Here is a 13449-nt window from a genome sequence, read left to right as displayed (position 1 = left end):
CCGCTCGGCGACTCCGACGCGCCCCGGCACGCAGTCGTCCTCGCGCCTGTGCTGCCCCGCTGGGACCACGGCACGTTCTTCCGTCGCGTCGCTGAGCCGCTGCTTGACACCGGGTACCGGATCACGGTGTACGACACCCTGTCCCTGCTCCACGACGGCGACGATCTGAAAACACTGGTGGACCGCTGGGCACGCTGCCTCGCACCGGACGGCGACGACACGTACGGCCCATCCCCGGTGGCTGCCCCCGACCTGCTGGTCGGCAACGCCCTCGGCGGCGCTGTCGTCCAGGCCATGCTCACCCACGAGTGGACCCACAGTGCCGCCGTACTGTTGCTCTCCGGCCCCACCGTCGCCGACGACGAGCTGAACATGAAACTGGAACGGATCGCCGCAGCCGTCACGACCCGGGGCCTGCCCTCGGCGCTGCGCCTCCTCGACGAGGCGGTCCGCGGCCCCGGCTGGCACCCCGGTGCCCCCACGGCCGCGCACACCGGGCCCGCGGCCGACGACGACCGGCCCGACGCCGCCGAACAGGAGTCGGCGGGGCGACGACTCTCCGCCGGTCTGCGGCTGCTGCACGACGCCGACGCCCGCGAACCCGTACGGGACTTTCCCGGATCCCTCCTGCACGTGTACGGCGAGGAGTCATCGCTCGTCCAGCGACAGCACCTGGCCACGGGCCCCGGCCCGCGCCACCACCTGGCGGGCATCCCGGGGGCCGGTATGCGCCCCCACGCCGACCGGCCCGACCGCTCCCGAACCACCATCGCCCGCTTTCTCGGAGCTGAGGACTCATGAACCGCAAAACCGTCGCAGTCCTGCCCGGCGACGGGATCGGGCCCGAGGTCCTGGACGCCGCGCTGCCCGTGATCGACGCCCTCGACCTGCCCATCGACCTGACGTTCGGCGACATCGGCTGGGAGTGCTGGCGCACCGAGGGCACCCCCGTCCCCGACCGCACCTGGGACCTCATCGGCCGCAGCGACGCCGTACTGCTCGGCGCCACCACCAGCAAGCCGCGCCGTGAGGCACTCGCCGACCTGGCCCCCGAACTGCACGACAGCGCCCCCGCCTACGTCTCACCCATCATCCAACTCCGCCAGCGCCTCGACCTGTTCGCCAACCTGCGACCGGTCGAGAACTACCTCGGCGGCGGCGCCCCCTACCGCTTCTGCGTCGTCCGCGAGAACACCGAAGGCCTGTACGCGGGCCTGGACTGGAACCACGTACCGGACGCGATGTGGCCCCTGGTCGCAGAACACCCCAACGTCCGCCGCAGCGGCCGCGTCGGCGCCTCGGCCAGTATCCGGCTGCAGACCTCGCACGGCCTCGACCGCATCCTGCGCTTCGCCTTCGAGACGGCCCGCAGCCACGGCTACGAGCGGGTCACGCTCGCCGACAAGCCGAACGTCCTGCGCCACAGCAGCGCCTACGTCCTGGAGCGGCTGGAGAACATCGCCACCGACTACCCGGAGATCCCCTTCGAAGTCCTCAACGTGGACGCGGTCGCCCTGTGGATGGCGCGCCGCCCGGAGCGCTTCGGCGTCATCGTCGCCGAGAACATGTTCGGCGACATCCTCTCCGACCTCGGCGGCGGCGTGATGGGCGGACTGGGCCTGGCACCGAGCGCCAACATCGGTGAAAGCGGCAACTACTTCGAGCCGGTGCACGGCAGCGCACCGGCGATGGTCGGCCGCGGCCGCGCCAATCCTGCTGCGGCCTTCCTCACCATCGGCCTCCTCCTGGAGCACCTCGGCTTCAAGGATGTGGCGAACAGAGTCCAGGACGCCGTACGCCACGTCACCCGCCGACGCGACCGGGTGACCTACGACCTGGGCGGCGTGGCGACCACCACCCAAGCGGCCCAGGCGGTCATCGACGCCTGCCGAGAAGTCCCGCACCGGCCGACCGCCGCCGTCGTCACCATCGGCGACGAACTGCTCCGCGGCGACCTGGAGGACTCGAACGCCGCGAACGCCTCCCGCATGCTCGCCGAGCGCGGCATCCCTGTCCGAGTCCGCCACACCGTCGGCGACGACGAGACCGTCATCGTCGACGCCGTCCGCCCCTCCGTCGGCCGCGACGACGTGATCGTGCTGATGGGCGGCCTCGGCCCCACCTCCGACGACGTGACCCGCTCGGCCATGGCCCGCGCGCTGGGCCGCCCACTGGAACACCGCGAGGAGGCGTGGCAGGGGGTCGTGAAACGCCTTACCCGCTTCGGCGTCGCCATCCACGACGACAACCGCCGGCAGGCGCTGTTCGCCGAAGGCACCGACTTGCTGCCCAACCCCAACGGCACCGCATGGGGCTGCCGGGCGCAGACTCAGGGCAGCACCGTGATCATGCTCCCCGGGCCGCCCCGCGAATGCCTGCCGATGCTGGAGAACGTGCTGCGCGACGACCTGCCCCACCTCCCCGCGCCGCCCGAAACCACCGTCGTCCTGCGCCGCACCCTCGGCATCATCGAGGCGGACGCCGCAGCCCTGGTCGACGCGCTCGTACGGGACAGCGGTATGCCGGTGAAGCCCGCCTACCGCTGGCACTACCCCTACGTCGACATCCGGCTCGACTGCCCACCCGCGGCCGCCGCCGACCTGGCCAAGCGCCTGGACACGGCGATCAGCAACCACACGGTCACCGACCGGGACCGCACCGCCGTCCAGGAACTGGCGCTGCTGCTCGACGAGCGCCACCTCGCACCGGACCTCGACGACCGGCTCACCGACGGCCTCCTCGCGACCGAACTGGCCGACGCACGCACCCGGACACACGAAGAACACGAGGTTCCGCACCCCCTCGCCATCCACCTGTCCGGCGTCTGGCAGGGCGGCGACCGCACCACCCACACCGGAACCGTCACCCTCACCTGCGTCGTCCGCGACGAGACCGGCGAGCACACCGCCACGTCGACAATTCCCAACCGCGGACCCGAAGTCACCACCTACTTCGCCCAGTTCGCGGCCTGGTCCGCCGCCCGGCACCTCACCGGCCGCCCCCGCCCCCTCACGGAGGACCCCGCATGACCGCCCCCGCCCCCGTGCACACCGAAGCGCTGCGCACGCGCCTGTCCCGACTGGACACCGCCGCCCTCTCGGACGCCATGGACAGCCTGCGCACCCCGCCCTGTGTGCTGCCCGGCATAGTGACCCGCACCCCCGGCAGCATCGCCTGCGGCCCCGCCTTCACCATCCGCTACCGGGCCGTCGAGGACGACACCAATTTCCACAACGCGGCCAACTACATCGACGACGTGCCGCCCGGATCGGTCGTCGTCGTGGACAACGGGGGCAGCCGCACGTGCACCAACTGGGGCTCTCTCCTCAGCTCCGTCGCACAGCACCGCTCCCTCTCCGGGACGGTCGTGCACGGGTCCGTACGCGACGTGGCCGAAAGCCGTGCCGCCGGATACCCCCTGTTCAGCACCAACGTGACGATGGTCAGCGGCAAGAACCGGGTCATGCTGGACCGCACTGGCGCCGACCTCGACATCGCGGGCACACAGGTCCGCCCAGGGGACTGGATCTTCGCCGACGACAACGGCGCGCTGCGCATCCCCGCCGAACTCGTCGACGAGGTCGCCCGCCGGGCCGAGGCAGTAGAGCGTACGGAGTCCCGCATCCGCGAGGCCGCACTCGCCGGCGACCGCCTTGACGAGGCACGCGCCCGATACGGCTACGCCCGCCCCTGGGAGGACTGAGGCACCGTGCCGAACACCGCCCCCACGACGACGCGAACGACCGCGCACCACGCCCAATTCATCGACGTCCACTACCACGTGGGTCCGGACGCTTACCTGCGCCGCCACACCGCCACCACCGCCGGTGAGCTCTATGCCGAGCACCAGGGCTGGGTGGTCCTCAAGAACCACCTCGGCTCGACCGCGGCCCAGGCATGGGAGGCTCGTCAGCAGGGACTGCCCGTCTCCGGCTCGATCGTCCTCAACGCGCTCGCAGGAGGATTCGACCTCCGGGCCGTGGAACAAGCCGCAATCCAGCACGGCGAGGACAGCGGGCTGCGCCTGATCGTCCACCTGCCCACGGTCACGGGCCGCACCCACCGCAGCCGGCTGACCCGCACCCCCTCCCATCCGCTGCTCGCCCAGGGGCAGCGCCCCCTCACCGTCTCCGACGAGCACCGGATGCTGCGCCCGGAGGTCCGCGAACTCTTGCGCGCCGCTCGGGATCTGCCCGTCGTCATCTCCACGGGCCACGCCGACGCCCACGAGGTACGACTCCTCGTCGACGAGGCCGTGCGCCTGGACCTGCCCCGCCTGATGCTCAACCAGCCCGCCAACCCAATGACCGGCCTGACCTGCAAAGACCTGTGGGAAGTGGCGGCCGCGCAACAGGTATGGACCGAACAAACAGCCCTGACCCGCCTGCTCGATTACCAGGACCAAAGCGACTTCGCCGACGTCCTGTCCCTCCTCCCCAGGGTCGTCTACAGTTCCGACCTCGGCCAACCGTCCCAGATGGACATCGGCCCCTGGCTGGAGTGGACCCGGAGGTCCTTCCAAGAGGCCCAGTTGCCCCCCGAGCGGATCACACAGGTCACCCACACCGAACCGCTGATGATGCTGAGCCTGTAACCGAGCAGCACACTGCCGGGACCGGCTTCCCGGGCAGTCGTTTCCTCGCAGGTGCGGACGCCGTTGTCCGAGCCGTAGACGGCTATGGGTTCTCGGCGTGGCGGGGGAGTAAGAACTCCTAACGAAATGATCTTCCGGTTGGTTGGATCACTGCGGGACTGGTGATCCGAGGGTGTGGTGTGGCTCGGCCGAAGCCGTGGGAAGTCGATGACGAGCTGTGGATGGTGATCGAGCCGCTGTTGCCCAGGGTGGAGCGTCGCGCACGCCATCCCCTGGGAACACCTTCTGCAGGAGGTCGGCTTCGGCTCGGGCATGACGTGCCGGCGCCGTTTGGCGGAGTGGACCGATGCCGGTGTGTGGCCGCGGCCGCACGAGGCTCTCCTGGCGAAGTTGCGCGGCGCGAACGCCCTGGACTTTTCCCCTGCTGGGTTTTGTCTGAATTTCGGGGGTGATTGGCCGGGCTCCCCGTATACAAGGGGCGACCACCCGTTGAGACGGAGTGGGGGACCCCCTTGACATGGACCTTTGGTGGCGCTGAGGATTCCGCGCCAAGTGCACTCGATGCGCTTTCATTCCAAAAGGGGACTCATGGTGAAGCAGACGAGCGGTGTCGGGCGTGCGGGGTCGCGTGGCAGGGGGAAGGGCGCGGTCGTGGGGCTCGGGGCCGCTGTGCTGCTGCTGACCAGCGCGTGCGGTACGCAGGTGGCGGGGCGGGACGCGGCGCATACGGCCACGGTCGCGCGGCAGGCGGGGAGTACGGCCGGGAAGCAGCTGGTCGTGTACGACAACGACTGGACCTCCTCCGGCGCGACCTCCATCCTGCCGTTGCTGGCGAACCCCAAGGTGAAGGTGCTCGGCACCACCGTGGTCACCGGTGACGGATGGGCCAAGCAGGGGACGGCGGACGCGCTGTCGTTCTTCGAGAAGATAGGGCGCCGGGACGTACCCGTCTCCCAGGGCTTCACGTACCCCCTGATCAACTCCCCGCAGCGGGCGTACGCGTACCAGAAGATGTACGGCGGCGGGAAGGCGTGGCTGGGGGCGTTCAACCGGCCCGCGTCCGGCAAGGACGAGCCCGCCACCGGGCCGGATCAGGTGACAGAGCCGCCGTTCGGGTGGGCCAAGTCGCTGAAGGCCAGCAAGGAGCAGGCCGTGGACTTCCTCATCGACCAGGTCCGCGCCCACCCGCACCAGGTCACCATCGTCACCGCGGGCCCGCTGACCAACATCGCCGGAGCGGTCCGCAAGGACCCGCGGTTCGCCTCGCTCGCCAAGGGCATCGTCATCGGCGGCGGCAACCTCTACCAGCTCAACCCCGGTGAGAAGGACAAGGGGTTCAACTCCAGCGAGGGCTTCAACTTCCGCTTCGACCCCGAGGCGGCCCACATCGTCCTCACCGCCGGGTGGAAGAACGTGACCGCCCTCGGTGACGTGACATCGTCCGTCATGTTCGACAAGGGCATGCTGGCCAGGATCAAGGCCCACCGGACCGCAATCAGCGACTACGTGGTCAAGGCCGGGTACGTCGGCTACCCGCTCTGGGACGAGACCACCACCGAGGTCGCCGCCGACCCCACCCTCGTCCGGCAGAGCATCCCGCTCCGTATGGACGTGGACATGAGCCCCGGTCCCGATTACGGCGCCACCCGCGTCTGGTCCGACGGCGACTCGCCCGGCCTCGGCGAGGCCAAGGTGCGGTACGTCCAGACCGTGGACGACAAGCGGGTCGCCGACACCTTCGTCGCCGCCGCCACCCGCTGACCGGCGACTACCAGGCAGCCGGTCAGTAGTACGGCAGCAGTAGCAGCGACGCCTTCCGGCCCTCCCTCGACCATCAACGTGCCGCGCGCGTTCACCTTGGTGTACGGGACCTGCTCCGGCGGGCTGTCCGGGGACACGTAACCCGATCCCGGCACCCTCCCGCACCGCGTGCGGGTGGATCGTGAACCCCTCGGTGTACGGGCCGCGTTCCGGCACGGGCGTACACCGGGGACATGGTGCGGAGGGGACGGTTCGGTTCACCAGCGAGCGCCGTCCCCACGGCCGACAGGCGCCGTCCGGGGCCGGTGCCGGGGCCCGGGTCGGCCGCGCGGGCGGCCCGGCAGCCGTCAGCCGTCACCCCTCAGCCGCCGACCGCCGGGCGTCGCTCCTCGCGCCCTCGCGCCCTCAGCCGCCGGTGACCGGCTGGACCGCCGGGCGCCCGGTGATCCGGGCGGTCATCGCCTCCACCGCCGCGACGACGGCCTCGCGGTGCTGTGCGCGCCGTGCCTCCTCGTTCCTCCCGGTGGGGTTGCGGATGACGGCCGGGGTGAGGAACCAGCACTGGGCGGCGGCGAGCGCGATCATCAGGGCGTCCATGCCGTGGTCGAGATCGACCTCGTGCACATCGGCCACGTCCTGCGCCTTGGAGAGGTGCGTGTCCCGTTCGGCCGGTGACGCCCCCGCCTGCTCCAGGCTCTTCCACTGGGTGAGGCGGAGGAGATCGGGGTCGGCGATGAAGGCGTCGAAGAGGGCGCCCGCGTAGGCGGCCAGGTCGTGCGCGGTGAACGGGGTCACGTCGGCCAGTACCCGGATGCGGGCCGCGAGGACGGCGTCGAAGAGGTCGTCCTTGGAGCCGAAGTAGGCATAGATGGCCTGCTTGTTGGCGGACGCGTTCTTGGCGATGCGGTCCACGCGCGCGCCCGCCAGACCGTGGCCGACGAACTCCTCGTAGGCCGCTTCCAGCAGTCGGGCCTGGGTCGCGGACGAGTCACGTGACATCGGGATCGCCCCTCTCGGGTGGCACGGGCGCGGTTCTCATGGCGGACCCTCCTTCGATCAATTCACATCCATCCGGTTGGTTTCACTGTAGGCGTATCGCCACCTTAAAACAACCGGATGGTTGAATGGGCGTGCGTGGTGTGGCGCCGATCACCCCGGTGAACCGTTCCGGCGGTTCCCCCGGTGTGGTTTCGCAACAGTTATGCCGTGCGCCGGGCCCCCGGCGCACGGCGGTGGCACCGGAGAAGAGGCTGATGAACATGCCGATCCGTCCGCGACACGATGACCGGGCCGACAGTCGAGCCGATGGCCGGGACGGCAGTCGGGCAGATGACCGGGACGACCGCCGGGCCAGCAGCCGGGCCGACGGTAGAACCGTCAGCCGAGCCGACGGCCTGGCTGACGCCCGCCCCGGGGGAGCGGGCAAGGGTGGGCGTGACCGGCGATCGCTGCTGAGCGCCGCCGTGGGGGCCACGGCCGTGTCCGCCGTGGGCCTCACCGGGCTCGCCGCGGGCACCACTCGGGCCGCTGGGCCGTACCGTTCCTCCGGTGGGCGCGACACCGCCGTGATCCTGGGCCGTGAGGTCGATGTCAGCCTGGCGAGTCCCGAGGTGGTGCGCCTGTTCACGTCCTTCTTCGAGGCCAAGACTGCGGCGGACGTGGACGCGACGATGGCCCACTTCGCGCGGGACATGACGTACATCGACGCCACGCTCGGCTGGTCCTGGTACCGCTGGCAGGATCTGCACGACCTGTTCGCCGGGCTGATGCCGACCTGGCCGAAGACGGCCGCGTCGTATCCCACCCGCATCATCGGCGACGCGACCAGCGCGCTGGTCCACTTCACCGACACGCCCGAGCTGTTCGGCCACGAGATCCGGCCGCTGGGCGCGGTGGACTTCCGGCGCGGCAGGATCGTCCGCTGGATCGACTACTGGGACGGGCGCGCCTTCACCCTCGCGGGCATCCGCGAACAGCGCACCCCGGCCGACCGGTTCCCCGCCGACTTCGGGGAGAGTGCGGTCGGGGAGCGGGCGGCTCCTCAACTGCGTTCGGTGGTCAAGTGGTTGGGTGCGGCGTTCGGGGCCGGGGACGCCTCCGGCGCCGCCGCGCTGTTCCACCCCGACGCCGTCTTCGACGACCTCGCGGCGCACGTGCACATCGAGGGCCGTACCTCGCTGGCCGACTTCCTGCGGCGGGCGCTGCCCGTCCTGCCGTACGGCGCGGGCTCCCGCGTCCGGCACGCGGTCGGCGGTGCGCGGGGCGGCGGCTACGAGTGGACCAACCCCGGCGCGCCCGCCCCGCGCGGCAACACCGCCCTCGCGCTCGACCGGTCCGGCCTGATCACCCGCCTGACCACGGTCTGGGACAGCTCCCTGTGGACCGATGGGCGGATCGGGCGGGTGCAGGGGGCGACCATCCTCCAGTGATCCCCGGCGCGTGCCGGGGCGCGGTTCTACGCTGCGCTCATGACCGCTTCTCTGCTGATCTGTTGTGACCCCCTGCGCCCGCGCCGGGCCGATCCGCATTTCGCCGAATCAGCTTCTGCGGCAGAGGAGTTGGGGGCACGGGTCGCCCTTCTCGACCACGAAGCGCTGGCACGCGGCCGGGTCGAGGAGGCGGTCGCCGGGGTGCCTCGGGGGCTCGGTCCGCTCTGGTACCGGGGGTGGATGGTGCCGGGGGAGCGGTACGCCGAACTGGCGGACGCGCTGGCCCGGCGCGGAAGCCAGCTGGTCACCGGTGCCGCGAGCTATCGCCGGGCCCATGAACTACCAGGTTGGTACGGGGAGTTCGTGGGAGTCACCCCGCGCAGCGCGTGGCTTCCGGTGGCGCCGGGAAGCGTGCCGACGGGGCAGCGGGTGGCCGGGCTCGCCGCGCTGCTCGGCAACGGGCCGCTTGTCGTCAAGGACTACGTCAAGTCCCGCAAGCACGAGTGGGATGAGGCGTGTTACGTACCGGACCTCGGTGACACCGAGCAACTTGTGTGTGTCGCGAGCAAGTTGGTCGAGGCGCAGGGCGATTTCCTCGCCGGGGGTGTCGTGCTGCGGGCGTTCGAGGAGTTCGGCGGGCCGGAGGTGCGGGTCTGGTGGATCGACGGACGCCCGGTGCTCACCGGCCCGCATCCCGACATGCCGTCCGCCCCGGCTGTCGATGACAACGCCCTTGCCGGCGAAGGTGGTTGGGGTGAGGTGCCGGACGCTGCGGAACTCGAACGGCTCGCGTCGCGGGTCGGCGCTCTCGGCTGCCGGTTCGTCACCACCGATCTCGCGCTGCGGACCGATGGGGTGTGGCGGGTGGTGGAGGTCGGGGACGGGCAGGTCAGCGATCTGAGTCGGGCCCTCGATATACGGCTGCTGCTGGAGCCGCTGCTGCGGGCGGGTGCGTGACGCGGCCCTCGCCCATCAGCCGCTCGCCCGTCAGCCCGCTCGCCCGCCAGTCCGCCCACGTTCGCCCGGCCGTTCCTCGCCCCCCGTCACCCACCTCCGTCACCCCCACCCCGTCACTCGCCCCCGTCCGCCGTCCAGGTCTCGTCCAGCAGCAGCGTGCTGCTGTGGCTGCGGGTGATCTTCCAGGCGCCGTCCGTCTTCCGGTACTCCTGGCTGATGTGGCCGTAGCGGCTGAAGGTGCCCACGGGGGAGCGGATCTGGTCGTGCAGGCCCCAGATCGCGGAGGCGGTGCCGTCGTCGTGGACGGTGATGTCCGGCAGGTACATCTGGTGGGCGGTGTGCAGGCCGCTGGTGAACTCGGTCATGCCCTGGATGAAGGCGTCCCGGCCCCGGATGTCCAGTGAGCCGTCGGCCTCGGCGTTCGGGCGCGGTGCCGCGTCCGCCGTGTAGTGGACGTCCTCGGCGAAGAGGGTGGCGAACAGTTCCCAGCGCTGTGCGTCGCCCCACTGGGCGTAACGGGACATCAATGTCTTGAGGTGCTCGATCTCCAGCAGCAGTTCGGGGGTGTCCATGAGGTGACCTCGGATGGGTGGGGGAGGGTGCTGCGGTGCGGGGGCAGCCGGCCGGGGGAGCCTGTGGTGTCCCCCGGCGGCGGCATGTCCGGCCGTACCGTGGCGTGTTGGTACGGCGGGCTCTCGTGACGGTTCCCGGTGCCAGTCAACCCGGCCCGGAGAGCGGCTACTTGTCGAAGTCGGTCGAGAACGCGACGGCCTTCGTGCTCTCCAGGTGCTCAAGGCGGCCCCGGAGCGCGCCCTTGATGCCTTCGTAGGAGTCGCTGCCGAGGGCGAGGCGCAGCGGGGCGGGGCTGACGTCGGCGGAGTCGATGATCGCGGTGGCGACCTTGACCGGGTCGCCGGGGGCCTCGGCGGTCATGTTGCCGTCGGACGCCTCGATGTACTGGCGGAGCTGGCCGACCGGGGTCTCCGCGTACGCCGCGTTCCCCGGCGCGACGGTCATCGCGGCGCCGAAGTCGGTGCGGACGAAGCCGGGTTCGATCACGGTGATGCCGATGCCGAACGGCGCGACCTCACCGGCGACGGACTCCATGAAGCCCTCCACGCCCCACTTGGACGCGTGGTACATGCTGCCGCCCGGCGTGGTGATGTGGCCGCCGACGGTGGAGGTCTGGATGAACCGGCCGCCGCCCTGGGCACGCAGGTGGGGGAAGGCGGCGCGGGCGAGCTGGACCGGGGCCGTGAGGTTCAGGGCGATCTGCTGCTCGATGATCTCGTCCGTCAGCTCCTCGGCCGCGCCGAAAGCGCCGGAACCGGCGTTGGAGAAGATCACGTCGATACGGCCCAGTTCGGTGAACGCCCGCTCGACGACCGCGCGCAGGGCGGCGGTGTCGGTGATGTCGGCGGAGACGGTCCAGAGCTGGTCGCCGTACTCCTTGGCGAGGTCGTCCAGGCGGTCCGCGCGCCGTGCCACGGCGGCGACCCTGTCACCGCGCTTCAGCAGCTGCTCGGTGACCTCGCGGCCGATGCCGGACGACGCGCCGGTGACGAACCAGGTGCTCATGATGACTCCTTCTGTGGCGGGCCTAGGTGGCCCGGCGGTGCGGCGGGATGGGGTAATCCATCCGGTTGGTTGAAAACTTAGCACCGCGCTTCCGGGGTTGCAACCATCTGGTTGGTTTTTGGTCGTGGCGGGATCGGGGCGCTCCCGGACCGGGGGGCTTCCCGCGCCGTCCGGCGGGCCTCCGGTGGGCCCGAGGGGCTTCCGGTGGGGCGCGGGAACCTCCGGTGGGGCCCAGGGGCTCCGGCGGGATGCGGGAACCCTGTTGGGGCACGGGGGAGCCTCTGGTGGGGCCCAGGGCCGTGGGTGGCTCCGGTGGCTTTCGGTAGCCCCCGGCGGGATCAAATTCTCCGAACCTTTCGCCCGCCCCGACTCGTGAGGTAGGTAGGTACTGGTCCGCCGGTCGGCGGGGTGAGGGCGGGGCGGGTATGAGCGACACGGTCACCGGCGGCACGAACCACACTGTTCCGGTGCTGGAGCGGCTCATCGCCAGGGGTGAGCGGGACGCCCTGGTGCAGGAGGGGCGGCGGATCGGCGGGGCCGAGGCCGCCCGGACCGCTCTCCGGTTCGCCGCCGGGCTGCGGGCGCGGGGCGTGGGGGAGGGGGACGGGGTCGGCCTGTTCGTGGACAACACCCCCGAGGCGCTGCTGCTGCAACTGGCCGTCCATTTCGTGGGCGCCCGGATGGTCTTCGTCCTGCCGGAACCCGGTGACGCCGAGCTGGAGGCGCTGGTCCGGGACTCCGAGGTCGCCCTGCTCGTCTTCGACCCGGTCTTCGAGGAGCGGGCCCGGCGGATCGTGGGAGAGGTGCCGGTGCCGCAGGTGTGCGGACTCGGGCCCTCCGCGCTCGCGGACGACTTCCTGGCCGAGACCGCCGACCTCGCCCCGCTGCCGCTCGCCGAGGCCGCCGACGACCGCCTGCTCGCCACCGTCCTCTACACCGGCGGCACCACCGGGCGCCCCAAACTCGTGGTGCACCGCCGCCGTTACTACCAGGGCTTCCTCAAGCTCGCGGGCGCGTTCACGGACACGGAGTCGCCCGATCCCACCCTGCTGATCTGCACCCTGGTCACGCACACGACCGGCCACATCGCGTTCCTGCTGTGCACGCTGAGCGGCCACACCGTCGTCCTCCAGCGGAGCTTCGACGCGGGGGCCGCCCTCGACACGATGGAACGGGAGGGCGTCACGCGGATGATGACGGTCGCGCCCATGATCTACGAGCTGCTCGACCACCCCGGCTGCCGTCCCGGCCGGTTCCCGGCGCTGCGCACCCTGCACTACACCGGCGCCGCCGCCTCGCCCGCGCGGCTGCGGCAGGCGGTCGAGCGCTTCGGCCCGGTCCTGAGCCAGTTCTACGGCGTCTCCGAGTGCGGGTCCATATCCGCGCTGCTCCCGCACGAGCACGATCTCGACCGGCCCGAGTCCCTGACGAGCTGCGGGCGCCCCGGGCCCGGGGTCGAGGTGGAGCCGCGCGACGAGCGGGGGCGGCCGGTGCCCGTGGGGCAGCCCGGCGAGTTCCACGTCCGAAGCCTGTCGGTGATGGAGGAATACTGGAACGACCCCGCGCGCACCGCCGAAGTGCTGGACGCCGACGGGTGGTTCCGCACCGGGGACATCGGCCGGGTGGACGCGGACGGCTACCTGTATCTGATGGACCGGGCCCGCGACATCGTCGTCACCGGTGTGGGCGCCGACAACGTCTACTCCCGGCTGCTGGACGACTTCCTCGCCGCGCACCCCGCCGTCCGCGAGGCCGCCACCGTCGGACTGCCCGGCCGCGACGACCGCGAGGCCGTCCATGTCGTGCTGGTGCCGCTGAACCCCGCCCGCACCCCCGACCTCGATCTCCTCGGCCACGAGATCACCGCCGCCCTCGGAGACCTCTACACCCCTGTCTCGTACTCCTTCGCGGACGCCCTGCCCCGGACGGCGCTCGGCAAGACCGACAAGAGGGCGGTCCGCGCGGGGGTGCTGACGGGTCGTGACGCGGTACGGGTGCCCTCGCAAAAGCGCGTCTAGATCGCTTTATTTGTCGCATTTGCGGCATAAGTATCCACTTTTGGCTAGCATCTCTGGGGAACGGGTTTGCGCACGGCGTGAACCGTATCCAGACGATCGCTGACAGAGCGGA

11 protein-coding genes and 1 pseudogene are annotated in these 13449 nt (G+C 71.1%); 9 read left to right on the top strand and 3 right to left on the bottom strand.

What is annotated here, in order from left to right:
• The 6 genes and pseudogenes from KUM39_RS25120 to KUM39_RS25100 form a co-directional block, all read left to right on the top strand.
• On the top strand, positions 1-801 hold an 801-nt coding region (locus tag KUM39_RS25120; protein ID WP_217788052.1), incomplete at its 5' end, for an alpha/beta hydrolase.
• Positions 798-3029, top strand: a complete 2232-nt coding sequence (locus tag KUM39_RS25115; RefSeq protein ID WP_217788051.1) for an isocitrate/isopropylmalate family dehydrogenase — start codon at positions 798-800, stop codon at positions 3027-3029. The genes KUM39_RS25120 and KUM39_RS25115, both read left to right, overlap by 4 nt.
• Positions 3026-3703, top strand: coding sequence for an RraA family protein (locus KUM39_RS25110; RefSeq protein ID WP_217788050.1), 678 nt, complete (start codon positions 3026-3028; stop codon positions 3701-3703). Before KUM39_RS25115 ends, KUM39_RS25110 begins: the two co-directional genes overlap by 4 nt.
• A 6-nt stretch (positions 3704-3709) precedes the next feature.
• Positions 3710-4594 carry a DUF6282 family protein gene (locus KUM39_RS25105; protein ID WP_217788049.1) on the top strand — a complete coding sequence of 295 codons (885 nt, stop codon included), beginning with the start codon at positions 3710-3712 and terminating at the stop codon, positions 4592-4594.
• 179 nt (positions 4595-4773) lie between these two features.
• A pseudogene (locus tag KUM39_RS28380) lies at positions 4774-5020 on the top strand (IS5/IS1182 family transposase); the annotation flags it as partial.
• A 162-nt stretch (positions 5021-5182) separates the two neighbouring features.
• Positions 5183-6355, top strand: a complete 1173-nt coding sequence (locus KUM39_RS25100) for a nucleoside hydrolase (RefSeq protein ID WP_217788048.1) — start codon at positions 5183-5185, stop codon at positions 6353-6355.
• A 405-nt stretch (positions 6356-6760) separates the two neighbouring features.
• On the opposite strand, the gene KUM39_RS25095 is transcribed toward KUM39_RS25100, so the two are convergent.
• A complete protein-coding gene (locus tag KUM39_RS25095; RefSeq protein WP_217788047.1) occupies positions 6761-7354 on the bottom strand; it encodes a TetR/AcrR family transcriptional regulator in 594 nt (197 codons plus the stop codon).
• Between the two features lie 479 nt (positions 7355-7833).
• Between KUM39_RS25095 and KUM39_RS25090 the strand changes: the two genes are divergently transcribed.
• A complete protein-coding gene (locus tag KUM39_RS25090; protein ID WP_217788046.1) occupies positions 7834-8784 on the top strand; it encodes a nuclear transport factor 2 family protein in 951 nt (316 codons plus the stop codon).
• Positions 8785-8823: 39 nt separating this feature from the next.
• Positions 8824-9741, top strand: coding sequence for an ATP-grasp domain-containing protein (locus KUM39_RS25085; protein WP_217788045.1), 918 nt, complete (start codon positions 8824-8826; stop codon positions 9739-9741).
• 113 nt (positions 9742-9854) lie between these two features.
• Here the strand turns inward: KUM39_RS25085 and KUM39_RS25080 are convergent, their stop codons facing one another.
• Complete coding sequence (locus KUM39_RS25080; RefSeq protein ID WP_217788044.1) at positions 9855-10313, bottom strand: nuclear transport factor 2 family protein; 459 nt, start codon at positions 10311-10313, stop codon at positions 9855-9857.
• A gap of 166 nt (positions 10314-10479) precedes the next feature.
• Positions 10480-11319, bottom strand: a complete 840-nt coding sequence (locus KUM39_RS25075; protein WP_217788043.1) for an SDR family oxidoreductase — start codon at positions 11317-11319, stop codon at positions 10480-10482.
• A gap of 425 nt (positions 11320-11744) precedes the next feature.
• On the opposite strand from KUM39_RS25075, the gene KUM39_RS25070 reads away from it, so the two are divergent.
• Positions 11745-13337: an AMP-binding protein gene (locus tag KUM39_RS25070; protein WP_217788042.1), complete on the top strand. Its 1593-nt coding sequence runs from the start codon at positions 11745-11747 to the stop codon at positions 13335-13337.
• The last annotated feature ends 112 nt before the right edge of the window (positions 13338-13449 follow it).

Source organism: Streptomyces corallincola (assembly GCF_019104725.1).
Taxonomy (GTDB): domain Bacteria; phylum Actinomycetota; class Actinomycetes; order Streptomycetales; family Streptomycetaceae; genus Streptomyces; species Streptomyces corallincola.
This window is presented reverse-complemented; position numbering and strand designations above follow the sequence as displayed.